The sequence below is a fragment of the Streptomyces sp. GL_140 genome (assembly GCF_057834465.1).
The window spans coordinates 3,139,995-3,165,042 of sequence record NZ_CM174404.1 but is presented as its reverse complement, the minus strand read 5'-3'; the positions used below and the strand labels follow the sequence as shown (position 1 = coordinate 3,165,042).

At 70.1% G+C, this 25,048-nt stretch carries 30 protein-coding genes, 1 tRNA gene and 1 riboswitch; of the genes, 21 read left to right on the top strand and 10 right to left on the bottom strand.

The features are described from left to right. Positions 1 to 51: 51 nt before the first annotated feature. From clpS to AC3IYJ_RS14745, 7 genes are all read left to right on the top strand, one after another. Positions 52 to 366: an ATP-dependent Clp protease adapter ClpS gene (clpS, locus tag AC3IYJ_RS14775; protein ID WP_330296593.1), complete on the top strand. Its 315-nt coding sequence runs from the start codon at positions 52 to 54 to the stop codon at positions 364 to 366. Further along, entirely contained in the window at positions 366 to 980 is a 615-nt protein-coding gene (locus AC3IYJ_RS14770) for a DUF2017 domain-containing protein (protein WP_489401753.1), read from the top strand. Before clpS ends, AC3IYJ_RS14770 begins: the two co-directional genes overlap by 1 nt. Before the next feature lie 330 nt (positions 981 to 1,310). After that, positions 1,311 to 2,759 carry an amino acid permease gene (locus AC3IYJ_RS14765; RefSeq protein ID WP_489401752.1) on the top strand — a complete coding sequence of 483 codons (1,449 nt, stop codon included), beginning with the start codon at positions 1,311 to 1,313 and terminating at the stop codon, positions 2,757 to 2,759. 144 nt (positions 2,760 to 2,903) lie between these two features. Then, on the top strand, positions 2,904 to 3,326 hold the full coding sequence (locus tag AC3IYJ_RS14760) for a M67 family metallopeptidase (RefSeq protein WP_489401751.1): 423 nt from the start codon (positions 2,904 to 2,906) through the stop codon (positions 3,324 to 3,326). Between the two features lie 88 nt (positions 3,327 to 3,414). Then, entirely contained in the window at positions 3,415 to 3,522 is a 108-nt protein-coding gene (locus AC3IYJ_RS14755) for a putative leader peptide (protein WP_489401750.1), read from the top strand. Positions 3,523 to 3,619: 97 nt separating this feature from the next. Continuing rightward, positions 3,620 to 3,907 (top strand): MoaD/ThiS family protein, encoded by a 288-nt coding sequence (locus tag AC3IYJ_RS14750; protein ID WP_489401749.1) that lies wholly within the window; start codon positions 3,620 to 3,622, stop codon positions 3,905 to 3,907. Continuing rightward, positions 3,907 to 4,857 carry a PLP-dependent cysteine synthase family protein gene (locus AC3IYJ_RS14745; RefSeq protein ID WP_489401748.1) on the top strand — a complete coding sequence of 317 codons (951 nt, stop codon included), beginning with the start codon at positions 3,907 to 3,909 and terminating at the stop codon, positions 4,855 to 4,857. Before AC3IYJ_RS14750 ends, AC3IYJ_RS14745 begins: the two co-directional genes overlap by 1 nt. A gap of 151 nt (positions 4,858 to 5,008) precedes the next feature. On the opposite strand, the gene AC3IYJ_RS14740 is transcribed toward AC3IYJ_RS14745, so the two are convergent. Both AC3IYJ_RS14740 and AC3IYJ_RS14735 read right to left on the bottom strand, forming a co-directional pair. Then, positions 5,009 to 5,311 carry a DUF488 domain-containing protein gene (locus tag AC3IYJ_RS14740; RefSeq protein ID WP_489401747.1) on the bottom strand — a complete coding sequence of 101 codons (303 nt, stop codon included), beginning with the start codon at positions 5,309 to 5,311 and terminating at the stop codon, positions 5,009 to 5,011. A gap of 29 nt (positions 5,312 to 5,340) precedes the next feature. Continuing rightward, entirely contained in the window at positions 5,341 to 5,751 is a 411-nt protein-coding gene (locus tag AC3IYJ_RS14735; protein ID WP_489401746.1) for a hypothetical protein, read from the bottom strand. 218 nt (positions 5,752 to 5,969) lie between these two features. Here AC3IYJ_RS14735 and AC3IYJ_RS14730 point away from each other — a divergent pair, with 218 nt between their 5' ends. Next, positions 5,970 to 6,722 (top strand): MBL fold metallo-hydrolase, encoded by a 753-nt coding sequence (locus AC3IYJ_RS14730; protein ID WP_489401745.1) that lies wholly within the window; start codon positions 5,970 to 5,972, stop codon positions 6,720 to 6,722. Positions 6,723 to 6,823: 101 nt separating this feature from the next. Here AC3IYJ_RS14730 and AC3IYJ_RS14725 read toward each other — a convergent pair whose 3' ends face one another. Both AC3IYJ_RS14725 and AC3IYJ_RS14720 read right to left on the bottom strand, forming a co-directional pair. Further along, positions 6,824 to 8,092 (bottom strand): PTS transporter subunit EIIC, encoded by a 1,269-nt coding sequence (locus AC3IYJ_RS14725; RefSeq protein ID WP_489401744.1) that lies wholly within the window; start codon positions 8,090 to 8,092, stop codon positions 6,824 to 6,826. A gap of 360 nt (positions 8,093 to 8,452) precedes the next feature. Continuing rightward, entirely contained in the window at positions 8,453 to 9,754 is a 1,302-nt protein-coding gene (locus tag AC3IYJ_RS14720) for a PTS transporter subunit EIIC (protein WP_489401743.1), read from the bottom strand. A 197-nt stretch (positions 9,755 to 9,951) separates the two neighbouring features. Between AC3IYJ_RS14720 and AC3IYJ_RS14715 the strand changes: the two genes are divergently transcribed. The 4 genes from AC3IYJ_RS14715 to rdgB all read left to right on the top strand — a co-directional run bounded on the left by AC3IYJ_RS14715 (position 9,952) and on the right by rdgB (position 12,307). After that, positions 9,952 to 10,266, top strand: a complete 315-nt coding sequence (locus AC3IYJ_RS14715; RefSeq protein ID WP_489402815.1) for a PTS sugar transporter subunit IIB — start codon at positions 9,952 to 9,954, stop codon at positions 10,264 to 10,266. A 106-nt stretch (positions 10,267 to 10,372) separates the two neighbouring features. Next, a complete protein-coding gene (rph, locus tag AC3IYJ_RS14710; protein ID WP_489401742.1) occupies positions 10,373 to 11,104 on the top strand; it encodes a ribonuclease PH in 732 nt (243 codons plus the stop codon). A 122-nt stretch (positions 11,105 to 11,226) separates the two neighbouring features. Next, positions 11,227 to 11,613: a hypothetical protein gene (locus AC3IYJ_RS14705; protein WP_489401741.1), complete on the top strand. Its 387-nt coding sequence runs from the start codon at positions 11,227 to 11,229 to the stop codon at positions 11,611 to 11,613. Positions 11,614 to 11,680: 67 nt separating this feature from the next. Then, positions 11,681 to 12,307, top strand: a complete 627-nt coding sequence (gene rdgB, locus AC3IYJ_RS14700) for an RdgB/HAM1 family non-canonical purine NTP pyrophosphatase (RefSeq protein WP_489401740.1) — start codon at positions 11,681 to 11,683, stop codon at positions 12,305 to 12,307. Between the two features lie 59 nt (positions 12,308 to 12,366). Here rdgB and AC3IYJ_RS14695 read toward each other — a convergent pair. The 3 genes from AC3IYJ_RS14695 to bcp form a co-directional block, all read right to left on the bottom strand. After that, positions 12,367 to 12,450, bottom strand: a tRNA-Leu gene (locus tag AC3IYJ_RS14695). Positions 12,451 to 12,498: 48 nt separating this feature from the next. Further along, complete coding sequence (locus tag AC3IYJ_RS14690; protein ID WP_489401739.1) at positions 12,499 to 13,512, bottom strand: HNH endonuclease signature motif containing protein; 1,014 nt, start codon at positions 13,510 to 13,512, stop codon at positions 12,499 to 12,501. A gap of 145 nt (positions 13,513 to 13,657) precedes the next feature. Then, positions 13,658 to 14,125, bottom strand: a complete 468-nt coding sequence (bcp, locus tag AC3IYJ_RS14685) for a thioredoxin-dependent thiol peroxidase (protein ID WP_489401738.1) — start codon at positions 14,123 to 14,125, stop codon at positions 13,658 to 13,660. A 125-nt stretch (positions 14,126 to 14,250) separates the two neighbouring features. Between bcp and AC3IYJ_RS14680 the strand changes: the two genes are divergently transcribed. From AC3IYJ_RS14680 to AC3IYJ_RS14670, 3 genes are all read left to right on the top strand, one after another. Continuing rightward, positions 14,251 to 14,568, top strand: a complete 318-nt coding sequence (locus tag AC3IYJ_RS14680) for a DUF3618 domain-containing protein (protein ID WP_489401737.1) — start codon at positions 14,251 to 14,253, stop codon at positions 14,566 to 14,568. 70 nt (positions 14,569 to 14,638) lie between these two features. Then, positions 14,639 to 14,983, top strand: coding sequence for a GroES family chaperonin (locus tag AC3IYJ_RS14675; protein ID WP_371616059.1), 345 nt, complete (start codon positions 14,639 to 14,641; stop codon positions 14,981 to 14,983). Positions 14,984 to 15,048: 65 nt separating this feature from the next. Further along, a riboswitch (guanidine-III (ykkC-III) riboswitch) is annotated at positions 15,049 to 15,125 on the top strand. A 33-nt stretch (positions 15,126 to 15,158) separates the two neighbouring features. Next, entirely contained in the window at positions 15,159 to 15,479 is a 321-nt protein-coding gene (locus tag AC3IYJ_RS14670; RefSeq protein ID WP_030158619.1) for a DMT family transporter, read from the top strand. A gap of 62 nt (positions 15,480 to 15,541) precedes the next feature. Here the strand turns inward: AC3IYJ_RS14670 and AC3IYJ_RS14665 are convergent, their stop codons facing one another. After that, the gene (locus tag AC3IYJ_RS14665) at positions 15,542 to 18,022 is read right to left on the bottom strand and encodes a transglycosylase domain-containing protein (protein WP_489401736.1); all 2,481 of its coding nucleotides are present in this window, start codon (positions 18,020 to 18,022) and stop codon (positions 15,542 to 15,544) included. 185 nt (positions 18,023 to 18,207) lie between these two features. Between AC3IYJ_RS14665 and AC3IYJ_RS14660 the strand changes: the two genes are divergently transcribed. From AC3IYJ_RS14660 to AC3IYJ_RS14640, 5 genes are all read left to right on the top strand, one after another. Then, positions 18,208 to 19,035 carry an ABC transporter permease gene (locus AC3IYJ_RS14660; protein WP_489401735.1) on the top strand — a complete coding sequence of 276 codons (828 nt, stop codon included), beginning with the start codon at positions 18,208 to 18,210 and terminating at the stop codon, positions 19,033 to 19,035. Positions 19,036 to 19,204: 169 nt separating this feature from the next. Further along, positions 19,205 to 19,975, top strand: a complete 771-nt coding sequence (locus tag AC3IYJ_RS14655) for an ABC transporter permease (RefSeq protein ID WP_489402814.1) — start codon at positions 19,205 to 19,207, stop codon at positions 19,973 to 19,975. A 6-nt stretch (positions 19,976 to 19,981) separates the two neighbouring features. Beyond that, a complete protein-coding gene (locus tag AC3IYJ_RS14650; protein ID WP_489401734.1) occupies positions 19,982 to 20,968 on the top strand; it encodes an ABC transporter ATP-binding protein in 987 nt (328 codons plus the stop codon). 74 nt (positions 20,969 to 21,042) lie between these two features. After that, positions 21,043 to 21,780, top strand: a complete 738-nt coding sequence (locus tag AC3IYJ_RS14645; RefSeq protein ID WP_489401733.1) for a DUF1707 SHOCT-like domain-containing protein — start codon at positions 21,043 to 21,045, stop codon at positions 21,778 to 21,780. Positions 21,781 to 21,940: 160 nt separating this feature from the next. After that, the gene (locus tag AC3IYJ_RS14640) at positions 21,941 to 23,287 is read left to right on the top strand and encodes a DUF445 domain-containing protein (RefSeq protein ID WP_489401732.1); all 1,347 of its coding nucleotides are present in this window, start codon (positions 21,941 to 21,943) and stop codon (positions 23,285 to 23,287) included. A 137-nt stretch (positions 23,288 to 23,424) separates the two neighbouring features. On the opposite strand, the gene AC3IYJ_RS14635 is transcribed toward AC3IYJ_RS14640, so the two are convergent. Continuing rightward, a complete protein-coding gene (locus AC3IYJ_RS14635; RefSeq protein ID WP_489401731.1) occupies positions 23,425 to 23,724 on the bottom strand; it encodes a hypothetical protein in 300 nt (99 codons plus the stop codon). 101 nt (positions 23,725 to 23,825) lie between these two features. Continuing rightward, positions 23,826 to 24,002, bottom strand: a complete 177-nt coding sequence (locus tag AC3IYJ_RS14630) for a hypothetical protein (RefSeq protein ID WP_489401730.1) — start codon at positions 24,000 to 24,002, stop codon at positions 23,826 to 23,828. A gap of 208 nt (positions 24,003 to 24,210) precedes the next feature. Between AC3IYJ_RS14630 and AC3IYJ_RS14625 the strand changes: the two genes are divergently transcribed. Beyond that, complete coding sequence (locus AC3IYJ_RS14625) at positions 24,211 to 24,753, top strand: GNAT family N-acetyltransferase (protein WP_489401729.1); 543 nt, start codon at positions 24,211 to 24,213, stop codon at positions 24,751 to 24,753. Positions 24,754 to 25,048: the final 295 nt, after the last annotated feature.

Below are 25,048 nucleotides of genomic sequence, written 5' to 3'. Positions count from 1 at the left end.
TTGACGAGATGTAGGGGCCCGTTTGTGCGACGGGCCCCCGGCAGTGGCAGCATGGGACAAGTGAGTGTTGCTCCTGTTGAGATCGAACGCACCGAATCGGCCGAAGAGACCTTCGCGGTCCCGGAACCCGACGTCCCCTGGGTGACCCTGGTGCACAACGACCCGGTGAACCTCATGAGCTACGTGACGTACGTGTTCCAGGCGTACTTCGGATACTCCAAGGACAAGGCGAACAAGCTGATGCTCGACGTCCACCACAAGGGCCGGGCGGTGGTCTCCAGCGGCACCCGCGAGGAGATGGAACGGGACGTGCAGGCCCTGCACGGCTACGGCCTCTGGGCGACCATGTCCCAGGACCGCAACTGATGGGCGGCGTGTTCGAGGCCCTGGAGGGCGGCGGCGCCGCCATCGCGCTGGACGAGATCGAGATCTCGATCCTGCGCTCCCTCGCCGTGCAGCTCCTGGAGCTCATCGGCCCCGGCGACCCGGAGCCCGAGCCGGACGCCGATCCGCTCGCCGTGCTCTTCGCGGCCTCCGACGGCCCCACCGAGCCCCCGTCCGACCCGGCCCTGGCCCGGCTCTTCCCCGACGCCTACGGCGGCCCGGACACCCGGCCCGACGCCGACGCGGAGGAGCTGCGGGCCCACTCGGCCGAATTCCGCCGCTTCACCGAGAACGACCTGCGCACCCGCAAGCGGGAGGACGCACTGGCCGTCGTACGCAGCCTCGACGGGCTCACCCCGGCCGGCGACGGGGCGGCCGTCCTGGAGCTGACCGGCGAGTCGCGGCTGCGCTGGCTCGGCGCCCTCAACGACCTGCGGCTCACCATCGCGGCCCGCCTCGACATCACCGAGGACGACGAGAGCGCCGTCCTCTTCCGGCTCCCGGACGACGATCCGCGCAAGCCGATGGTGATGGCGTACCTGTGGCTCGGCGGTCTCCAGGAGACCCTCATCGAAACCCTCGCCGACAACCTCTGAGGTTCCTCAAGCGGCATTCGCCGCACGGAGTGGTTCGCTCAGCGGACGCTCAAATCCGGATAACGATCAGATCACCGCCATGCGGTGATCTGATCTGTTTCAGGACGTTTGTCCCGATTTTTTTGCGCCTTGAGTCACATTTTCGTCCCTCGGTCACCCATGGGCACGTGATAGATCTTCACGACCGCCGACGGGGCGCCACCCATGCCCCCCGGCCCGCTTGAACCGGCAGACCGCCGGCGTGCAACTCCATCCGTATCCGGGGGGATCGAGGACCCGATCCGCAGCCAGTGAAGGCGCGGACCGGCGTGGAGAAAGGCGCACCAATTCATGACCTCCGTACAGGTCGACGAGCAGCAGCACGACAAGACGCCCGCACAGGGCGGCGGGGCCGAGGGCGGCGGTGAGGGATACCACCGCGCACTGGGCGCCCGCCAGATCCAGATGATCGCGATCGGCGGCGCCATCGGCACCGGCCTCTTCCTGGGCGCCGGCAAGGCCATCTCCAAGGCCGGACCGAGCCTGATCCTGGCCTACGCCATCGCGGGCCTGGTCATCTTCTTCATCATGCGGGCCCTGGGCGAGCTGCTCATGTACCGCCCGGTCTCCGGCTCCTTCTCGGACTACGCCCGGGAGTTCCTCGGCCCCTTCTGGGGTTATGTGACCGGCTGGACCTACTGGCTCTTCTGGGTGGTCACCGGCATCGTCGAGGTCACCGCCGCCGCGCAGTACATGGCGTACTGGACCCACGACAGCTTCCCGCAGTGGGCGTACGCGCTGATCTTCACCTTCGTCCTCTACGGCGCCAACCTGATCTCCGTGAAGCTCTTCGGCGAGCTGGAGTTCTGGTTCTCCATGGTCAAGGTCACCGCCATCGTCGGCATGATCCTGATCTGCGCCGGCATCCTCACCATCGGCTTCTCCGACGCCGCCGACACGGCGAGCGTCTCGAACCTGTGGAACGACGGCGGCTTCTTCCCCAAGGGCCTCGGCGGCACGCTGATGACCCTGCAGATCGTGATGTTCGCCTTCCTGGCGGTCGAGCTGGTCGGCGTCACCGCCGGCGAGTCCAAGGACCCCGAGAAGACCCTGCCCAAGGCCATCAACACCGTGCCGTGGCGGATCGCCGTCTTCTACATCGGCGCGCTGGTCATGATCCTGTCGGTCGTCCCGTGGCACGAGTTCCAGCCGGGCGTCAGCCCCTTCGTCGCCGCCTTCGAGAAGATGGGCCTGGGCGTCGGCGCGGCGATCGTCAACTTCGTCGTCCTCACCGCCGCCCTGTCCTCCTGCAACTCGGGCATGTACTCCACCGGCCGCATGCTGCGCGACCTCGCGCTCAACGGCCAGGGCCCGAAGGTCTTCACCAAGCTCACCAGGAGCGGCACCCCGCTCGCCGGCACCACCTTCTCCGCCGCACTGATGCTGGTCGGCGTCTGGATCAACTACGTCGCCCCCGGCAAGGCCTTCGACTACGTCGTCTCCTTCGCCACCATCTCGGGCATGTGGGCCTGGATCATGATCCTGGTCTGCCAGATCCGCTACCGGGCCGCCTCCGACCGCGGCGACCTCCCCAAGTCGCCGTTCCGGGCGCCCGGAGCCCCGTACACCAGCTGGTTCGCCCTGGCCTTCATCGGCATGGTCATCGTGATGATGGGCATCGACAAGGACGCCCGCGTCTCGCTCTACTGCGCCCCGCTGTGGGGTCTGCTGCTGGGCGTCTCCTACCTGGTCCTGAAGTCCCGCAACCCGCGCTCCGAGGCCTTCACGAAGGTCTCGTAGCCAGCCGGGGCCGCCCCCGGAACTGTGAGTCCCGGCCGCCTGTCACGGCCGGGAACCACGCCCCCTCGGGCCTCGTGTCCACCATGCGGGCCCTCCCGTACCACTCCTCGGTACGGGAGGGCCCGTCTGCTTATCCTGTCGAACATGCTGACCCTCACCCAGGCCCTGTACGACCAGATCGTCGCGCACGCCCGTCAGGACCACCCCGACGAGGCGTGCGGAGTGGTGGCCGGACCGGCGGGCGCGGACCGCCCGGAGCGGTTCGTCCCGATGCTGAACGCGGCCCGGTCGCCCACGTTCTACGAGTTCGACTCGAAGGACCTGCTGAAGCTCTACCGCGAGCTCGACGACCGGGACGAGGAGCCCGTCATCGTCTACCACTCGCACACCGCGACCGAGGCCTACCCCTCGCGCACGGACGTCACCTACGCGAACGAGCCCGGCGCGCACTACGTGCTGGTCTCCACGGCGGACAAGGACGGCCTCGGGGAGTTCCAGTTCCGGTCGTACCGGATCGTCGAAGGTGTGATCACGGAGGAGGAAGTACAGGTCGTCGAGGCCTACTGACGGCCTACTGTCCAGTATGTGAGCGGGATCCGTCCACGATGCGGAATCACACTCCAAACCAGGGGCCGGGAATCGTTAACATGACCGCATGGTTTCCCACGACGTGAGCATCGAGACGCCCAGCAGGCTGCTGCTTGTGGCGCGGCTGCACGTCGACCTGTGCCGCCTCGCCAGCGCCATCTGTCCCGCCGCCTGAGCACGGCGCCCCCGTGCAGGGGCCCGCACGCTCACGCCCGCGCGCCGCTCGACCCCACGACTTCCCTCTTCCCTCACCATCCTGACTGGAGCCTGCCATGGCCATCGAGGTCCGCATCCCCACCATCCTCCGCACCTACACCGGCGGCGAGAAGGCCGTCTCGGGTGAGGGCGCGACCCTGTCCGAGCTGCTCTCGGACCTGGAGACCCGTCACAAGGGCATCCAGGAGCGCATCGTCGACGAGGCGAAGGGCGGCGAACTGCGCCGCTTCGTCAACGTCTACCTCAACGACGAGGACGTCCGCTTCCTCGACGGCATCTCCACCGCGCTCAAGGACGGCGACAACGTCACCATCCTCCCGGCCGTAGCCGGCGGATCGAAGTAATGCGCTACGACTCCCCACTGGCCGCGGTCGGCAACACGCCGCTCGTGCGGCTGCCCCGGCTCTCGCCCTCCGACGACGTGCGGATCTGGGCGAAGCTGGAGGACCGCAACCCGACCGGCTCGATCAAGGACCGCCCGGCGCTCCACATGGTCGAGCAGGCCGAGAAGGACGGCAGGCTGTTCCCCGGCTGCACGATCCTGGAGCCCACCTCCGGCAACACCGGCATCTCCCTGGCGATGGCGGCGAAGCTCAAGGGCTACCGGATCGTGTGCGTGATGCCGGAGAACACCTCGCAGGAGCGGCGCGACCTGCTGGCCATGTGGGGAGCCGAGATCATCCCTTCGCCGGCGGCGGGCGGCTCGAACACCGCCGTCCGCGTCGCGAAGGAACTGGCGGCGGAGCACCCGGACTGGGTGATGCTCTACCAGTACGGCAACCCGGACAACGCGGGCGCCCACTACGCGACGACCGGCCCGGAGATCCTCGCCGACCTCCCCTCCATCACCCACTTCGTCGCGGGCCTCGGCACCACGGGCACGCTGATGGGCGTCGGCCGCTACCTGCGCGAGCAGGTGCCGGGCATCAAGATCGTGGCCGCGGAACCCCGCTACGACGACCTCGTCTATGGCCTGCGCAACCTCGACGAGGGCTTCGTCCCCGAGCTGTACGACCCCTCGATCCTGACGACCCGCTTCTCGGTGGGCTCGGCGGACGCGGTGACCCGCACTCGTGAGCTCCTCCAGCAGGAGGGCATCTTCGCGGGCGTCTCCACCGGCGCCGCCCTGCACGCGGCGATCGGCGTCGGCCGCAAGGCGGTGGCGGCGGGCGAAGCGGCCGACATCGTCTTCGTCGTGGCCGACGGCGGCTGGAAGTACCTCTCGACGGGCGTCTACACGGCCGCCACCACCGAGGAAGCCATCGAGGTCCTCCAGGGCCAGCTCTGGGCGTAGCCCGACCGCGCCGGCGGGGCTGGGAAATCCAGCCTCGCCGGCGTTTGAGGCGCGGGGTCCGGGGCGGAGCCCCGGGGAACGCTGGAAGGGCGGGTAGGGGACAGGCCCCGCGCAGCGGCACCACCCGCAGCCGGGGACCGGCCGGCCCGGCTCAGACCAACAGTGCGGCCAGCACCCCCGCATGGCTCGACGCCGGATCCTTGACCGCCGTCAGCAGCGTGACCGGCCCGGCCAGTACAACCCCCCGCAGCCGCTCCAGCTCGGCCACGGCCCCCTCCGAGGACAGCTCCGCCGCGTACCGCTCCCGGAACTCCTCCGCGGACCCACCCCCGTGGAACCACTTCCGCAGCTCCGTCGACGGGGCGACAGCCCTCGCCCACTCGTCGACCCCCGCGGCCTCCTTCGACAGCCCCCGCGGCCACAGCCGGTCCACGAGCACCCGGACCCCGTCCACCGCCGGCTCGGGGGGATCGTAGACGCGCTTCAGTCGGACGACCCCAGCCCCCCGAGCCCCTTCAGCTCGTCCCACACGGCCGGATCCACCGTGCCCAGCCGCCGCGCCCGCTTGAACTCCCATACCGAAACCTCCAGCACCCGGTCCGCCTCCACGAACGCGCCCCGCGACCCCACCACACCCGGCGGCAGCGGGATCACCCCGGCGCGCCGGTCGTCGTACTTCCCGGTGATCCGCGCGATCCGCGCCCGGTGGCCCCGTACGCCCAGCACCAGGCAGCGCCGCCCGTCCGCCAGGGACCACAGCTCTCCGGCCTCCGGCCGGGGCGGCGGCCCGGGCCCGTGCCGCGGGTCCGCGGGCCGCCGCGCCCGCCGGGGTATCAGTACCAGCAGGATCACGGCCACCACCGCGGCGGCCGCCGGCCACCAGGACGTGTCCATACTCCGACCGTAGCCGCGCGGGGACACCGCGGCACGGCAGCCGCGGCGCCCTCCGCACGGCAACCCGCATCCGCCCCGTCGCTCCCCCGGGTGACAGCACAGGTGATTCCCCCCACAACGGCCCGCCGCGGAGGAGCGACCGGAGGTTTCGCGCCTTACGCTCGACCCACGCACGGCCCGCATTCCGTCCACGGACCGTCCACGGAGGTTCACGCTCCATGAAGCTCACCGTCGTCGGCTGTTCGGGTTCGTTCCCGTCCGCGGAATCGGCCTGCTCGAGCTACCTCGTCGAGGCCGACGGCTTCCGGCTGCTCCTCGACATGGGCAACGGTGCCCTCGGGGACCTCCAGCGGCACATCGGGCTCTACGACCTCGACGCGATCTTCCTGAGCCATCTGCACGCCGACCACTGCATCGACATGTGCGCGTACTTCGTCGCCCGTTTCTACCGGCACGAGGGCGGCCGCTGCGGCACCATCCCCGTCTACGGCCCCGAGGGCACCGAGAAACGGCTGTCCACGGCCTACGAGGACGTCCCCGACGAGCGCTCAATGAGCGAGGTCTTCGACTTCCGGACCCTGAAGTCCGGCAGCTTCGAGATCGGCCCGTTCCAGGTCCGCACCGAGAAGGTCTGCCACCCGGTCGAGTCCTACGGGATCCGCGTCGAGCACGGCGGCCGCTCGCTCACGTACTCCGGTGACACCGGTGCCTGCCCCGAGCTGGGGCTGCTCACCGAGGACACCGACCTCTTCCTGTGCGAGGCCTCCTTCACGCACGGCAAGGAGGACATCCCGGACCTCCACCTCAACGGCCGCGAGGCCGGCGAGTTCGCCCGTGGCGGCCGGGTCGGCCGACTGGTCCTGACCCACATCCCGCCGTGGACGGACGCGCAGCAGAACCTGGCCGACGCCCGCGCGGTCTACGACGGCCCGGTGGACCTGGCGTACGCGGGCGCGGTCTACGAGGTCTGACCCCCGCCGCCCGCCCCCGACCGCGCACGACGAAGCCCCCGCCCTCCCTTCCGGGAGAGCGGGGGCTTCGTCGTGGCGTCAGAGCCGCCGTACGTACTCGCTTACTTGGCCTCGGCCTTGAGCAGCTCGGCCAGTTCCTCGTCGGACTCGCGGCCCGGGGTGGGCAGGTTCCACTTGGTGATGGCGAAGCGGAAGACGAAGTAGTAGACGACAGCGAAGCAGAGGCCGATGCCGACCAGGCCCCACGGGTTGTTCGCGATGCCGAGGTTCAGGAAGAAGTCGACCGCACCGGCGGAGAAGCCGAAGCCGTCCCGCATGCCCAGGGCCCAGGTCAGCGCCAGGGAGACACCGGTCAGGACCGCGTGGATCGCGTAGAGGACCGGGGCGATGAACATGAAGGTGAACTCGATGGGCTCGGTCACGCCGGTCACGAAGGCGGTGAGCGCGAGGGAGAGCATCATGCCGCCGACGACCTTGCGGCGCTCGGGGCGGGCGCAGTGGACGATCGCGAGGCAGGCCGCCGGGAGGGCGAACATCATGATCGGGAAGAAGCCGGTCATGAACTGTCCGGCGCTCGGGTCACCGGCGAGGAAGCGGGAGATGTCGCCGTGGACGGCACCGGTCGGGGTGTCGAAGGAGCCGGCCTGGAACCACGGGAAGGAGTTCAGCAGGTGGTGCATGCCGATCGGGATCAGCGCGCGGTTGGCGACACCGAAGATGCCCGCGCCGACGGCGCCGGAACCGGTCAGCCACTCACCGAAGTTGTGCAGACCCGTGCCGAGCACCGGCCAGATGAGACCGAAGACGACGCCGGTGACCAGACCCGCGAAGGCGGAGAGGATCGGGACGAGGCGGCGGCCGCCGAAGAAGCCCGCCCAGTCCGGCAGCTTGGTCCGGTAGAACTTCTGGTAGAGCAGCGCGGTGATGACACCCATCACGACACCGCCGAGGACACCGGCGTTGACCGCGGCGTCGACGTGGATGATCTTGTCGCCGTCGACCTTGGCGACCTTCGGCAGGTTGCTGTCCGTGAAGGTGGCGAGCACCTTCTGGAAGACCAGGTAACCGGTGACGGCCGCGAGGGCGGTCGAACCGTCCGACTTCTTGGCGAAGCCGATCGCGATGCCGACGGCGAACAGCAGCGCCATGTTGTCGAGGATCGCGCCACCACCGGCGGCCATGTAGCCGGCGATCTTGTTCACGAAGGTCGGGAAGGTGTCCTTCCCGAGCATGTCGCCCGCGCCCAGGCGCAGCAGGAGTGCGCCGGCCGGCAGCACCGCGACGGGGAGCATGAGGCTCCGGCCGATGCGCTGCATGACGGCCATCACGCCAGCGCCCTTCTTGCTTTCCGCAGCGGTAGCTGTGGACATGGTCATCCTCCAGTGGACAAGGCGCTGCCAAGGCATGGAAAAGGGGGTTTGGCGGCGTCTCGGAACGGGGGACCGCGGGGCCGAAAGGCCTACGTGGTCTACACCACTCAGTGGTGTAGACCAGTTGTAGCACGGTGAGGTCCGCGTAAGGAACCCACCATTTCCGTGGTGGAGGACACAGTCGGGCATACACGACAAAGGCCTTCGGACCCTGTGGGTCCGAAGGCCTTGTGTGCCGAAATGCCGCTCCGGGCAGTACTTATGGCGTCCCGGGGCAGTGCGTTCGACATGTCCCGGAGGGGCGTTCGCCCGAGCTCCTGACGGGTCTCACGCCCTGTCCGGGGAGCCGCGCTCCACGCGTCACGCCTTGGTGTTCTCCGCCTCCATCGCCGCGATCTCCTCGTCGGACTCGCGGCCGGGAGTCTTGATGTCCCACTTGGTGATCGCGAAGCGGAAGATCACGTAATAGACGACCGCGAAGGCGAGTCCGATCGGAATGATCATCCAGGGCTTCGTCGCCAGGCTCCAGTTGATGACGTAGTCGATCAGGCCCGCTGAGAAGCTGAAGCCGTCCTTGACCCCGAACGCCCAGGTCACCGCCATCGACACGCCCGTCAGCGCCGCGTGCACCGCGTACAGCAGTGGCGCCAGGAAGAGGAAGGAGTACTCCAGCGGCTCGGTGATGCCGGTGACGAACGAGGTCAGGCCGACCGACAGCATCAGACCGCCGACCGCCTTGCGCCGCGCCGGCTTCGCGCAGTGCGTGATCGCCAGCGCTGCCGCCGGCAGCGCGAACATCATGATCGGGAAGAAGCCGGTGGTGAACTGACCGGCGTTCGGGTCGCCCGCGAGGAACATCGGGATGTCGCCGTGCACGGTCGACCCGTCCGGCTTGGTGTAGCTGCCGAACTGGAACCACACGGGCACGTTCAGGAACTGGTGCAGGCCGATCACCAGCAGCGCGCGGTTGGCGACGCCGAAGATGCCGGCGCCCAGCGACCCCAGACCGATCAGCCAGTCGGAGAAGCTCTCCAGCGCGTTGCCGATCGGCGGCCAGATCCACAGGCAGACCACGGCGAAGGCGATCGCCACGAAGGTCATGATGATCGGGACCAGGCGCCGGCCGTTGAAGAAGCCGAGCCAGTCGACCAGCTTGACCCGGTGGTAGCGCTGCCAGAACCAGGAGGCCAGCAGGCCCATGATGATGCCGCCGAACACCCCCGGGTTCTGGTAGGTGTACTCGACGAAGGCGTCGCCGGCCCCCAGGCAGGCGCCCTTGATGTCCTTGGTCCCCTCCGGGCAGGACTTGGGGAAGGCGTGCAGCACGCTGCGGTAGACGAGGAAGCCGACCGCCGCCGCGAGGGCGGTCGAGCCGTCCGCCTTCTTGGCCATGCCGATCGAGACGCCGATGCAGAACAGCAGCGGCAGGCCGATGTCGGCGTTGAGCAGGGCCCCGCCCGCGGACGCCATGACCTTGGCGACGTTCGTCCAGCCCAGGCCGTCCTTGCCGAACACGTCGTCCTGGCCCAGCCGGTTCAGGATGCCCGCCGCGGGGAGTACGGCGATCGGCAGCTGAAGGCTCCGGCCCATCTTCTGCAGCCCTTGGAACAAGCCGTTCCACCACTTCTGCTGCGGCACTGCTGCGGCGCTGCTCGCGCTCATCCGCGTCCTCCCTGACCGGCCCGTTTTTGGCAGCCGCCCCACTTGCGGCACACTGGTGTAGACCACTTGTGGTGCGGTCGCATTTCACCTGCCCGGAGGGCAGGTTGATGCTGATCGTCATCATTGGACAGATGGCGGGCGTTCGCTCGTGTAGCTGGGCCAATCGTGGGTTACCGTGACAAAGCGGACTACGCTGGCTGGTCAGCCACACCATTCGCCGGCCCACAGGCAACGGTGGCCGCCGAGACTCGTTCTTCGTAGAACTCAGGGAGAAACACATGGTCACCAAGGCTGAGAAGATCGTCGCCGGGCTCGGCGGTATCGAGAACATCGAAGAGGTCGAGGGCTGCATCACCCGCCTGCGCACCGAGGTCAAGGACCCCGGCCTGGTCGACGAGGCCGCGCTGAAGGCCGCCGGCGCCCACGGCGTCGTCAAGATGGGCACCGCGATCCAGGTCGTCATCGGCACCGACGCCGACCCGATCGCCGCCGACATCGAAGACATGATGTGAGCTGAGCCCACCGGCTCGCACACACGCCCCCGCGCACGACGAGACCCCGACCGGATGCACCCGGACGGGGTCTTTTCGCACCCTCGCACCGACTAGGCTCGGTGCCATGTCTCGTATCGACGGCCGTACGCCCGAACAGCTCCGCCCGGTCACCATCGAACGCGGATGGAGCAAGCACGCAGAGGGCTCCGTCCTCGTCTCCTTCGGCGACACCAAGGTCTTCTGCACCGCCTCCTTCACCGAAGGCGTCCCGCGCTGGCGCAAGGGCAGCGGCGAAGGCTGGGTCACCTCCGAGTACTCGATGCTGCCCCGCGCCACCAACACGCGCGGCGACCGGGAATCCGTCCGAGGCAAGATCGGCGGCCGCACCCACGAGATCTCCCGCCTGATCGGCCGCTCGCTGCGCGCCGTCATCGACTACAAGGCGCTGGGCGAGAACACCATCGTCCTGGACTGCGACGTCCTCCAGGCCGACGGCGGCACCCGCACCGCCGCCATCACCGGGGCCTACGTGGCCCTGGCCGACGCGATCGCCTGGGGCCAGGGCAAGAAGCTCATCAAGGCCGGCCGCAAGCCCCTGACCGGCACCGTCGCCGCCGTCAGCGTGGGCATCGTCGACGGCGTCCCCCTCCTCGACCTCTGCTACGAGGAGGACGTCCGGGCCGAGACCGACATGAACGTGGTCTGCACCGGCGACGGCCGCTTCGTCGAGGTCCAGGGCACGGCCGAAGGCGAGCCCTTCGACCGCAAGGAACTCAACGCCCTGCTCGACCTGGCCGCCGGCGGCTGCGCCGACCTCCAGGCCCTCCAGCTGAGCGCCCTGGAACTCACGCTCTGAACTCACGCTCCGACCGCACCTCGACGGCAACCGTGCGGAGCCCGCGCGCGTCTCTCGCTGTACGGGCGCACGGTGTCAAAGCCGTGCGCCCGTCCACGCATCCGAATCTCCTGGGGGCCGAAGTGAAGCCGAAGTACCGCCTTGCAGCCATTGCCCTGACCGCGGCCCTCGCCGTACCCGCGATCACCTCCTGCGACGCGATCTCGACGGCGATGGACTGCGCGAACACGGCGGTCGCCATCACGGACGGCGCCAACGACCTCCAACAGGCCGTCTCGCAGGCCGGCAACAGCCCGCAGGACGCCCAGAACGCGCTCAACTCGATCGAGGCGAACCTCAAGAAGGTCGGCGACCAGACGGACAACGCCGACCTGAGCAAGGCCATCACCTCGATGAACACGGCCGTAGGGAACGTCCGTACCTCGCTGAAGAACGGCAACTCCACCCCGGACATCACGCCGGTCGCGGACGCGGCGAAGGAGATCTCGAAGGTCTGCACCCCGGGATAGCACGCGGACAGTGGGGTGGGACCGGGAGGGCCGACGGCGGCCCACCCCACCCCGGGATAATGGCGCCATGACCTCGACGCCCACTCCCACGCCCACCCGGCTCATCCTCGCCACGCGCAACGCGGGCAAGGTCACCGAGTTGCGCGCCATCCTCTCCGCCGCCGGCCTGCCGCACGAGCTCGTCGGCGCGGACGCGTACCCGCAGATCCCGGACGTCAAGGAAACCGGCGTCACCTTCGCCGAGAACGCCCTCCTCAAGGCCCACGCCCTGGCCCGGGCCACGGGCCTGCCGGCGGTCGCCGACGACTCCGGCCTCTGTGTGGACGTCCTCAACGGCGCGCCCGGCATCTTCTCGGCCCGCTGGGCCGGCACCCACGGCGACGACCGGGCCAACCTGGACCTCCTGCTGGCCCAGCTCTCGGACATCGACGACACCCACCGCGGCGCCCACTTCTTCTGCGCGGCCGCCCTCGCCCTCCCGGACGGCACGGAACGCGTGGTCGAAGGCCGCCTCCTCGGCACCCTGCGCCACACCCCGTCGGGCACGGGCGGCTTCGGCTACGACCCGGTCCTCCAGCCCCTGGACGACACCCGCACCTGCGCGGAACTCACCCCGTCGGAAAAGAACGCCATCTCCCACCGGGGCCAGGCCTTCCGAGCCCTGGTCCCGGCGATCCGCGAGCTGCTGGGCTGACGCTTTCCGATGCGACGAAGGCCCCGTACGCGACTGCGTACGGGGCCTTCGGTGTGACGTGCGGTTGGGGGGACTCGAACCCCCACGGGTTTTACCCCACTTGGACCTAAACCAAGCGTGACTGCCAATTCCACCACAACCGCGACATTGAGCCTAATTCGGACATTACTCCCGACTGGGCTGTGCCTAGTCTACGGGGCGGAGGTCGGGGAGGCGAAGGACTTGGGCCTGCCCTTGCGGCACCACGTGTCGGTCAGGCTGTGGCAATTGGGGCACAGGTAGCGGAGGTTTTCGCGTCGATTGTCGAGCCAGTCCCCGCTGACGTGGTCGATCTGGAGGGTGATCGGTTGGCCCAGCCACTCGCCGGGGTTCCCGCAGTTCGCGCAGGCGTACGGGACGGCGACCTCTTGGAGCGCCCGGTGAAGGCGGGAACGGTTGAGTCGGGCGGACCCCTCCGGGAGGACGGTGAGGGTGTCGGGGGCGGCGAGTCTGGGCGGTGCCGCCGTCTGGGATGCCCAGGGGCGTCGTTTGAAGTGGCTTACATCGAGTCCGAGTTGGGTGATGAGGCGGCGTAGCCGGCGGTGGTTGACGTCGTTCACCTCGAGGCCGAGGGTGCGCATGAGATCCGCGTAGCTGGTCACCTCCGGAGCGGTGGAGCGCAGGAGATCCTCGGGGATGGCCGGCCGGGAGTTGCGGAAGTGTGCGGTGTCGATGCCGTGTTTCCTGAGCATCGCCCCAAGGGCGGCGCGGGACCGGCTGTCGTCGGACATTTCCAGAGCGCGAGCCGTACCGCGGATGCTGTCGGCGGTGGCCGCTGCGGCGGCGAGTTCTGCAGGGGTGAACGGCAGCTCGATCCGCTCTCGGTCCATCCCCGGGAAGTGGCTGATGTCGATGCCCGCCGCTGCGATTCGCCGGGCGATGTGTGACAGGGCGCCGGTGGCCGGGCGTACGCCGAGCTTTAGGGCCACCTCGCGCAGCGTGGTCGATGACGAGGCCGCCGCCGCTATGACCTCGTCCGGGTACTTGCGCCACGGACTGCGTTTCGCGAAGTGACTGCTGTCGATCCCGTAGGAGGCGACCTTCTCCTGGAGGATGCGCCGTTGCCCGCCGCTCTCCTTGAGGTGGAGGCGTCGCATCAGGTCGGCCCAGCCCCTTGAGTCGGCGACGGCCGCTGTCAGCGTGCTTCGTTCGTATGGCTCGGTCATCGGTCCCCTCCGTTCCGGCCGCGTGTGCGGCCCTCGTACGGAGTAACGGACCGATAGTCGGACGGTTACGGGCGATGTCGTCCGATAAGCAGCGCGGCCCGCGCCCCGGGTGGGGTGCGGGCCGCCGCGGTGGGGAGGGGGCGGGTCAGATGCCCAGGTCCTTGATGATCTTGGCTACGTGGCCCGTGGCCTTGACGTTGTAGAAGGCGTGCTCGATCTTGCCCTCCTCGTCGACGACGACCGTGGAGCGGATGACCCCGGTGACCGTCTTGCCGTACAGCTTCTTCTCGCCGAACGCCCCGTAGGCCGTCAGGACCTCCTTCGAGGGGTCGCCGACCAGGGTGACCTTCAGGTGCTCCTGCTCGCGGAACTTCGCCAGCTTCTCCGGCTTGTCCGGGGAGACGCCGATGACGTCGTAGCCCGCCGTGGCCAGTACCGCCAGGTTGTCCGTGAAGTCGCACGCCTGCTTCGTGCAGCCCGGCGTCAGCGCGGCCGGGTAGAAGTACACGATGACCTTGCGGCCCTTGTGGTCGGCGAGCGAGACCTCGTTGCCGTCCGCGTCGGGCAGGGTGAAGGCGGGGGCGATGTCGCCCGGCTCAAGTCGCTCGCTCATGTAATCAGTCTCCTCGGGAGGTATCGGTACGGTCACGAGACTAAGCTGCTGACAGACTGTTCATGGTGGGCAACGCCCCTCCATATGACCGACCCGGTCACGACCACGACGATGGAGGCAGCGCGGTGCCGGAAGCCAGGACCCCCGCACAGATCGAGGCGGACATCGTCCGCCGCCGCGAGCAGCTCGCCGAGACGCTCGACGAGATCGGAGTTCGCATGCATCCCAAGACGATCGTCGGGGACGCGAAGGCCAAGGCCGTCGGCCTGGTGGACCACACCGCCGGGCGCGCCGTGGCGACGGTGAACCGCCTCGTCACCGATGCCCGCGACGGGCTGCGGCACGAGGACGGAGCCCCGCGCGTCGAGCGGATCGTCCCGGTCGCGCTGCTCGCGATCGGTGTCGTGGGGCTGCTCGTGGTGTCGGCGCGCCGCAAGCGCTGATGGCAGTGCTCATGGCAGCGGTCACGACCCGGCGGCGCGTGGTGCGGGTGCGGGCGGGTAGGTTCGGGGCGTGAGCGAGAACACCACCACCCACGACAAGCTGCCCATCCGCATGCTCCACGACCGCGTGCTCGTGAAGTCCGACTCGCCGGAGGGCGAGCGGCGTTCCGGCGGCGGCATCCTGATCCCCGCGACGGCCGCGGTGGGCAAGCGGCTGGCCTGGGCGGTCGTGGTCGCGATCGGTCAGAACGTACGGTCCGTCGAGCCGGGGGACCGGGTGCTCTACGACCCCGAGGACCGGGCCGAGGTGGAGGTGCGCGGGGCGACGTACGTGCTGATGCGCGAGCGGGACCTGCACGCCGTGGCCGCCGAGCGGCTGGAGGGGTCCGAGGACTCCACGGGGCTGTACCTCTAGGTCCGGATCGACACGGCAAACGGGCCGGTGACCACCGTCACCGGCCGTTTTCGTGGGCTTTTGCTACGGTGGTGGGGAACCCCCGACGAGACGCGCCGTACCGGGTAGCCGCCAGCGATGGCGGATGACAAGACGACGCACCCCCCGTTCCGCTCTCGTCCCGGAGGTGCCTGTCATGGCCTGGGTTCTGCTTCTCGTCGCCGGTCTGCTCGAAGTCGGCTGGTCGATCGGCATGAAGTTCACCGAAGGATTCACCCGTCTGTGGCCGAGCGTCTTCACGGGCGCCGGCATCGTGGCGAGCATGGTGCTGCTGTCGTACGCGGCCAAGACCCTGCCCATCGGTACGGCGTACGGCGTATGGGTCGGCATCGGTGCGGCCGGGGCCGCGGTGCTCGGCATGGCGGTGCTGGGGGAGCCCGTCACCGCTGCCCGGATCTTCTTCATCTGTCTGCTGCTGGTCGCCGTCGTGGGGCTGAAGGCGACCTCCGGTCACTGACCGGGCGAGTCGCTCCGGGGTGGCATCCGTCCGTCCGTCGGCGGGTGCCACCCCGGAGCGCGCTATTCCAGGAGGTCCGCCGGCGGGCGGCGCAGGCCGCCGGTGGTGGCGCCCTGGTCGCCGGCCGTGGCGCCGCCGTCCGTCTGGCCGCCCGTGGTCTGGCCTCCGGTGGTCTGTCCGCCGTCCGTCTGGCCTCCGGTGGTTTGGCCGCCCGTGGTCTGGCCTCCGGTGGTTTGGCCACCCGTGGTCTGACCTCCGTTCGTCTGACCCCCGTTCGTCTGACCGCCGTTGGTCTGGCCCCCGTTGGTCTGGCCGCCCGTCGACGGGGTCCGCGTGGGGCGGGCCGGCGGGCCCGAGGGGCGCTCGCCCGGGGTTTCCTCCTGCGACTGGTTCGGGTTCGGGTTCACGGGCGGGGGCGGCTGGTTGGCGCCCTGCATGAGATCCAGGTCGAAGTCCTGGGGATCGCTGTCCGACAGGGCGGTCTTCGTGTACTGCGCCCAGATCCGGGCCGGGTAGCCGCCGCCTCCGATGCGGGCCTCGCCCAGGGCCCCGTAGAGGGATTCCAGGGTTCCGGTGTCCGGGTCCTGGCCCATCATCGAGACGACGGTGACCAGGCCCGGGGTGTACGCGGCGAACCAGGCCGAGCGGTCCAGTTCCCCGGTGCCCGTCTTGCCTGCGGCGGGGTGGCCGGCGGCCAGCGCCGCCGTGCCGGTGCCGTTGTCCACGACGCTGACCAGCATGGACGTGGTCGTGTCGGCGGCTTCGCGGCTGACGGCCTGGGTCTGGTTGCGGTGCGGTAGGGGGACGGTGTCCCCCGCCTTGGTGATCTTCTCCACGAAGGTGTACGGGGTGCGGCGGCCGTGGTCGGCGAGGGTCGCGTAGGCCTGGGTCATGTCCAGGACGCTGGCCTGCATGGTGCCGAGCGCCATGGCCGGACCCGCGTCGAAGTTGGGGGTGTTCTCGGGGATGCCGAGGGCGATGGCGGTCTGCTTGACCTTGTCGGTGCCCACGTCGACGACCATCTGGGCGAAGACGGCGTTGACGGAGAGGTCGGTGGCGGTGTTGACGGTGATGTTGCCGTAGCTGACCTGCCCCTCGTTCTCCGGGGCGTAGGGGATCCGGGTGCCCACGACCCGGCGCTTGTTGTCGCCGTTGTAGATCGTGTACGGGGTGATCGTGCGGCCGTCCTGTGCGCGGGAGTTGTTCTGCACGGCGGCGGCGAACACGAACGGCTTGAAGGTGGAGGCCACTTGGTAGTCGTGCCGGGTGGCGTTGTTGACGAACTGCTTGGTGTAGTCGATGCCCCCGTACATGGCGACGACCTTGCCGGTGGCGGGGTCGATGGAGACGGCGCCGGTGCGCACCAGGCGGTCGGCCTTGCGCTGGTCGGGTTCGAGCTTGCTGACCATCTTGTCGTTGACGGCGTCGACGACGGCGGTCTGGCGGCGCTTGTCGATGGTGGTGGTGATGCGGTAGCCGCCCTCGGCGAGGGTTTTGTCGGAGAGGATCTTGTTCTCGACGATGTAGTCCTTGATGGCTTCGACGAGGTAGCCGCGCTGTCCGGAGAGGCCCGCGGCGGGGCGGACCTTGCCGGGCTCGGGGAACCGGGTGGTCGCGCGTTCGGCGGCCGTCAGCCAGTCCTTCTTGACCATGCCGTCGAGTACGTAGTTCCAGCGGGCGAGGGCGCGGGGGCGGCCCTGGGGGTGGGCGACGACGTCGAAGGCGCTGGGGGAGTTGAGGAGGGTGGCGAGGTAGGCGCCCTCGGCGGTGGTGAGCTTGTTGACGTCCTTGCCGTAGTAGGCCTGGGAGGCGGCCTGGATGCCGTAGGCGTTGCGGCCGAAGTAACTGGTGTTCAGGTACCCCTCGAGGATGTAGTCCTTCGACTTCTCGCGACCGAGTTTGATCGCGATGAAGAACTCCTTCACCTTGCGCTTGATCGTCTGTTCCTGGCCCAGGTAGTAGTTCTTGACGTACTGCTGGGTGATGGTGGAACCGGACTGGGTGCCCTTGCCGGTCGCCGTGTTCCAGGCGGCGCGGAGCATGGCGGCGGGGTCCACCGCCCGTTCGGAGTAGAAGTCGCGGTCCTCGGCGGCCAGCGCGGCTTCCTGGACGGTCCGGGGGATCTGGGAGAGCGGCACGTTGACGCGGTTGACCTCGCCGTCGCGGGCGAGCTGGGAACCGTCCGCGTAGAGGTAGACGTTGGACTGCGCGGTGGCCGCCGCGTTGGCGGGCGGGATGTCGACCAGCAGGTAGCCGGCGACGAGGGCGCCGCCGAGGAGCAGTGCGAGCAGCAGGAAGCCGCCCAGCACCATGCGCCAGGTCGGCAGGGCGCGGCGCCAGCCGGTGCGCTTGCGCTTGGCCTTCTTGACCTGTTTGGCCGCGGCCGCCTGTGCCCCGGCCCGTTCCTTCGCCGCCCGCTTGGCTTCCTTGGCGGTCATTTCAGGCCCGGGGGGTGAGGCCGCGCCCGCACCGGTGGCCTGCGGTTCTCCGGGGGTGTCCGGGTCGCGAGGGGTCCATCCGGGTGGTGGTGACGGGTCGCTCATCTCCGGGACTCCTCGGCGCCGTACGAAATATCCACGTCTGTACCTCATGGTGTCTACCCGATGGCCGCCGATTCCGCTTCGGGCGGGCGTAAACCGTTCGCATGGATCGCCCCTCCGCACTAAGCTCGCGCGCTTTGGCCGACGTAGGAACGACGCAGCAACGACGTGGGAAACGGAGGGATACGGTGCGTCAGGGAGCGATTCGCACAGCGGGGCTCTACGGGGCGGTCGCGGCCGGGGGTTTCCGCCGGTACGCCACCTACGGAACGGCCACCGCGGCCGGGGTGTTCACCAACAGTGTGTTCGGTTTCATCCTCGCCTGTACGTACGTCGCACTCTGGGACGAACGCCCCGGACTCGGCGGCTACGACCAGTCGCAGGCCCTGACCTTCATCTGGGTCAGTCAGGGGCTGCTCGCCGCCGTCGCGCTGATGGGCGGCGGCTTCCAGGAGGAGATCCAGGAGCGCGTCCGTACGGGTGACATCGCCGTCGACCTGTACCGCCCGGCCGATCTCCAGATGTGGTGGCTCGCGGGAGATATGGGCCGGGCGGGGTTTCAACTCGTGGGCCGCGGCGTAGTACCGCTGGTGGCCGGGGCGCTCGTCTTCGACCTGGCGCTGCCCGCCGACCCGCTGCGCTGGCTGCTGTTCCTGGTCTCGGTGTTCCTCGGGCTGCTGGTGAGCTTCGCGTTGCGCTACTTGCTGGGGCTGGCGGCGTTCTGGCTGATGGACGGGGCCGGGATCAACATGATCGCCACGGTCGTCGCGATGTTCTTCTCCGGGATGCTGCTGCCGCTGAGCGTGTTCCCGGGCGGCTTCGGGGAGTTCGTCCGCGTCCTGCCCTGGGCGGCGATGCTCCAGGTGCCCCTGGACGTCCTGCTCGCCAAGGGCTCCGGGGCCGGTACGGCGGCCGGGGCGTTCGGCTTCCAGCTGGCGTGGGCGCTGGCCCTGCTGGGACTGGGCCGCCTGCTGCAGTCGGCCGCCACGCGGAAGGTGGTGGTCCAGGGTGGCTGAGCGGGCGGCAGAGACGGCGCTGGTGCCGGGTGGACCGGGTGGACCGGCGGAAGCGGCGGGGGAACCGGCGGCGCCCGCGACGCGGAAAGGGAGAGGGGAAGGGCTGCTCTTCGTACCGGAGCGGAACCGGGCCCTGGAAGGGCTGCGCGGCTACGGGCTGATCGCGGCGATGTGGATCCGTTCGACGATGACGTACCGCACGTCCTTCGTCCTCGCCACCTTCGGGAACGCGGCGATCACCCTCCTCGACTTCGTCGCGATCTACATCATGTTCTCGCACGTGGACGAGCTGGGCGGCTTCACCCTCGCCGAGATCGCCCTGCTCTACGGCTCCTGCTCGGCCTCCCTGGGCCTGGCCGACCTGCTGCTCGGCAACACCGACCGGGTCGGCGTCCGGATCCGGGACGGTTCCCTCGACACCATGCTCGTACGCCCGATCCCGGTGCTGGCCCAGGTCGCGGCCGACCGCTTCGCGCTGCGCCGGCTGGGGCGGATCGGGCAGGGGCTCGTGGTGATGGGGTGGGCGATCTCGGACCTGGGGCCGCAGCTGGACTGGACGGTCGGCAAGGTGCTGCTGGTGCCCGTGATGATCACGGCCGGTGCGGCGATCTTCGGGGCGGTGATGGTGGCCGGCGCCGCGTTCCAGTTCGTCGCCGGGGACGCGGCGGAGGTGCAGAACTCCTTCACCTACGGCGGCTGCACGATGCTCCAGTACCCGCCGACGGTGTTCGCGAAGGAGCTGCTGCGCGGGGTGACCTTCATCGTGCCGCTGGCCTTCGTCAACTGGCTGCCGGCGCTCCACATCCTGGGTCGGCCCGACCCGCTGGGGCTGCCCGTGTGGGCGGCGTACGCGAGCCCGCTGGTGGCGTTCGCGGTGTTTGTGCCCGCGTCGCTGGCTTGGCGCGCAGGGGTTCGTTCGTACCGGAGCACGGGGAGCTGAGCGGCTGTGACAGACGGGGCCGATAGGGCAGGCGCGTTGATCGAGCTGGACGGGGTCGAGAAGGTCTTCGACGTACGACGCCGGACGGGCCTGATGCGCCGGGAGAAACGACAGGTCAGAGCCGTGGACGGGATCAGCTTCCAGGTCAGGCGGGGGGAGGTGGTCGGCTACATCGGGCCCAACGGGGCCGGCAAGTCGACCACGATCAAGATGCTGACCGGCATCCTCACCCCGAGCGGCGGCCGGCTGCGGGTGGCCGGCATCGACCCGTCGCGGGAGCGGATGCGCCTCGCGCACCGCATCGGGGTGGTGTTCGGGCAGCGCACGACGCTGTGGTGGGACCTGCCGCTGAAGGACTCGTACGGGCTGATGCGGCGGATGTACCGGATCCCGGCAGCGCGGTTCGCGGAGAACCTGGAGCGCTGCGTGGACCGGCTCGACCTGGCCGAGCTGCTCGACGTACCGGTGCGCCAGCTCTCGCTGGGGCAGCGGATGCGCGGGGACATCGCGGCGGCGCTGCTGCACGACCCGGACGTGCTGTACCTGGACGAGCCGACGATCGGGCTCGACGTGGTGAGCAAGGCGAAGGTACGGGGCTTCCTGCGGCAGTTGAACGAGGAGCTCGGGACCACGGTGCTGCTGACCACGCACGACCTCCAGGACATCGAGCAGTTGTGCGAGCGGGTGATGGTGATCGACCACGGGCGGCTGATGTACGACGGTCCGCTGGGCGGGCTGCACACGGCGGGCGGTGCGGGGGAGAGCGAGCGGACGCTGGTGGTGGATCTGGAACGGGAGCTCCCGCCGATCGAGGTGGCGGGGGCACGGGTGGTGAAGGTGGAGGGGCCGCGGCAGTGGCTGGCGTTCCCGGCCCGGGCCTCGGCGGCCCCGCTGGTGGCGGCGGTGGCCGCGGAGTACCCGTTGCTGGACCTGTCGGTGCGGGAACCGGACATCGAGGACGTGATCGCGCGGATGTACGCGGGGCGGGGATAAATCAGGGACAACCCTGAGCCGGAGGCGGGGTGAAGTCATACAACTCTCATGGATGACTGCATAGGCTGCTCCTCATGAGTGACGAGCCGCCGGAGAAGTCGTTGTCGGGTAATCCGCCTGGGAGTCCGTCGCCGGGGAATCCCCTGCCGGAGCTGAGGGCGTCGGACGCCGACCGGGACCGGGTGGTGGAGCGGCTGCGGGACGCCGTTGCCGAGGGCCGGCTCGACATGGACGAATTCGAGGAGCGGCTGGAGGCGGCGTACAAGTCCCGTACGTACGCGGAGCTGGAACCCCTGACCCGGGACCTGCCGGCGGCCGGGGTCGCAGCCCCGGTGGCCTCCGCCCCGGTAGGTCTGACCAAGAGCGTGCCCGCCGGGTCGGACTCCGCCTGGCCGGACCGGATCGGCGGCGGCGGCCCGGCCGGCGGCGGGCCCGCCATGGCCGTCGCGGTCATGTCGGGCTTCCAGCGCAAGGGCAACTGGACCGTGCCCGCCCGGTTCCACGCGGTGGCGTTCTGGGGCGGCGGCGAGATCGACCTGCGCGAGGCGAACTTCGCGGAGCGCGAGGTCGTCATCAACTGTGTGGCCATCATGGGCGGCATCCAGATCACCGTGCCGCCGGGCGTGGAGGTCGACGTACGGGGCATCGGCATCATGGGCGCCTTCGACCAGCGCGACCCCGGGCCGCCGGCCCCGGGGGCTCCGCGGGTGATCGTGACGGGCCTCGCCTTCTGGGGCGGGGTGGAGATCAAGGTCAAGCCGCCGAAGAACGGCAAGTCGCTCGGGAAGCCGAAGCCGCGCAAGGAGCTGTAGGGGGTGCGGTCCTCGCAGCCCTCGCGTCCCTCGCAGCCCTCGCGTCCCTCGCAGGCCTCGTAGGGCCCCATAAGGGTTCGTGGCCCTCGTCGGGGTCGTAGGGCTCTGGAAGTGGCACGGCGCGCCGGGAACTCCCGGGGCGCCCCGGGAGTCGGATGCTATGCAGACAAAACCGGCGCCCGGGGGAAGGCAGGAGCACGTGGAGCAGGGCAGCAGTACGAAGAGGACGGCGACCGCTCGAGGCGGGTTCGTCTTCAGCGAGGCGGACGAGGAGCGCCGCCGCGGGGTCCGGCAGATGAAGCGGATCGCCACCGGTCTGCTGGTCCTGGTGGCGCTGGTCTACGTGGCGGCGAAGTGGGCGCAGCACGCCGGTGCGGGCGGCTGGGTGGGGTACGTCGCGGCCGCGGCGGAGGCGGGCATGGTCGGCGCGCTCGCGGACTGGTTCGCCGTCACCGCGCTGTTCCGGCGCCCGCTGGGGCTGCCGATCCCGCACACCGCGATCATTCCGACCAAGAAGGACCAGCTGGGCGTCTCCCTCGGCGAATTCGTCGGGGAGAACTTCCTCTCCGCCGACGTGGTGCGTACGAGGCTGCACGCCCTCGGCATCGGCGGCCGCCTCGGCGCCTGGCTGGCCGAGCCAGCGCACGCGGACCGGGTCACGGCCGAGCTGGCCACCGCGCTGCGCGGGGCGCTGACGGTCCTGCGGGACTCCGATGTGCAGGCCGTCGTGGGCGAGGCGATCACGCGGCGCGCGGAGACGGCGGAGATCGCGCCGGGGATCGGCAAGACCTTGGAGAAGATCGTCGCGGACGGCGGGCACCACCGGGTCGTGGACCTGCTCTGCTCCCGGGGCCACGACTGGCTGGTCACGCACGCCGACTCGGTGGAGGCGGCGGTCCAGGGCGGGGCGCCGGGATGGACCCCGCGGTTCGTGGACCGCAAGATCGGCGACCGGGTCTACAAGGAGCTGTTGCGCTTCGTCCAGGAGATGCGGGACATGCCGGAGCACCCGGCGCGGGGGGCGGTGGACCGTTTCCTCAAGGACTTCGCGGCCGACCTCCAGTCGGACACGGAGACCCGGGCCCGGGTCGAGCGCCTGAAGTCGGAGATCCTGGCGCGGGGCGAGGTGCAGGACGTGATCGCCTCCGCGTGGACCGCGGTGCGCTCGATGATCATCTCGGCGGCGGAGGACGAGCGCAGCGAGCTGCGGCTGCGCGTGCGGTCCTCGCTGATGGCCCTGGGGGCCCGGCTGGCCACCGACGGCCGGCTCCAGGACAAGGTGGAGGGCTGGATCGAGGGGGCGGTGGTGTACGTGGTCACCACCTACCGGACCGAGATCACCTCGCTGATCACGGACACGGTGGCGGGCTGGGACGCGGAGCACACCTCGCGCAAGATCGAGGCCCACATCGGCCGCGACCTCCAGTTCATCCGCATCAACGGCACGGTGGTCGGCGCGCTGGCCGGACTGCTGATCTACAGCGTGTCGCGCGCGTTCGGGGCGTAGCCGGGGCCGGGGCCGGGGGCGGGCGTGGGCGGGGGCCGGGCGGGGCCGACCCTTTCGGCTCCGGCTCCGGCCCCAGCTTTGGCCCCAACCCCGGCCGCAGCGTCGGTTCAGCGGTGCTCGGCGGTGCTCCGTCGTGCTCAGCCCCGGTCGGCGACGGCCCAGGACGCCGCGGCCACGACTCCGGCGGCTCCGAAGACGGCCGGCCACGCGCCGACCTTCTTCGCCAGCGGGTGCGCCCCCGCGAACCCGGCGAGGTACAGCGCGCCGAGCCCGGCCGCGGCGGGGACCCCGCCGCGCTTGCGCCACTCCCGCCCGGCGGCGATCCCGGCGGCGCCGAGCACGACACCGCCGAGCGGCCGCTTCTTGGTCCACCGGGCGACGGCGTACCCGCCGACCAGACCGGCGGCCGCCACTACGGAACTCGGTACCCGTGCCATGCCCAACTCCTTCACGTCATCAGCCAGTACGCTCATCGACTCGCATGCTCATCAGGTCACCCGTTCACATGCTCATCGGCTCGCGCGCTCGTCCTACGAGGCTAACGCGAGGCCTTGGCGGCACGACGGGCGCCCAGCGCCCCCAGCACGAGAACGGCACCGCCGATCACCACGTTCGGTACCGCGTCCCGCACGCCGCGCGGCAGCATCGCCACCACGCCCAGGACGAGAAGGAACGCGAGTCCGCACCCGCCGGCGACCCGAAGCAGTCTGTCCACGCGTTGCTCAACGCGACCGCCCGGCTGCCGACACGGAGCGCGGGGAGGGGATTTGTCGCACACTCGCCGGATCCGTGCGATGTCTGCCCGGGGAACCTGATGGGCATAAATTCAATCTCCCAACCAAAGGGGCAAACCACCTCGGTCCCCAGCGCCCCTTCCGGCCCCGCCGCCCCACCCCCACAACAACATCAGGAGCAAGGACATCGTGATCTGCTACGGACAGGCCGTCCTCGACCTCGCGGACGAACTGGTCGACGCCTACGCCGACGTCTTCTCCGCCCCACCGTGGAACGAAGACGAAGAAACCATTCGCCAGTTTGCCGCCCGCCTCCCGGCCGACGCCCGGCGCCGTGGTTTCCGTACGGCCCTCGCCCAGTCCTCCACCGGCATCGACGGGTTCGCGACCGGCTGGATCACGCCGGTGGCCTTCCCGAAGGACCGTGCGTACGCCCAGGTCGCGGCGCAGCTCGGGTCGGCCCGGGTGAAGGAGCTGCTCACCGGAGCCCTGGAGATAGACGAACTCGCCGTACGCCCCTACGCCCGCGGCCTCGGCACCGGCCGGACCCTCCTCACGGAGATCACCACCGACGCACCGGACCGCCGCGCCTGGCTGCTGACCTCGCGGCTGGCCAAGGAGACGGTGGCCACGTACCGCCGCCTGGGCTGGCACGAGGTCTCGGCCCTGCCCGGCACGGAGACGGGTGTCATCGTCTTCCTCTCCCCGGAACACCCGAACCGGGCGGCGTAGCCGCGCCCTCCCGGCCCGGGGCCGGGCCGGGAGGGCGCGGAACCCGGCCGGACGGGCGGGGGCGGCCGGGCTGGTTCCCGCCGGAGGCGGCACGCGCCGGCCGCTGCCCCCCGCCCCGCCCTGCCCCGCACCGGGCGCCCGGCCGAGAGGCCGTGCCCCGCACCGGGGGACCGGCGACCGGCGTCCTGCTGGGAGGACCCGAAGGGGCCCGGCCGCCCCGCCCCCGCGCCCCGCAGGAGTGCCCCGCGTCCCATGCACCCGGATCCCGCGCATCCCACACCCCCGCGACGGCCGG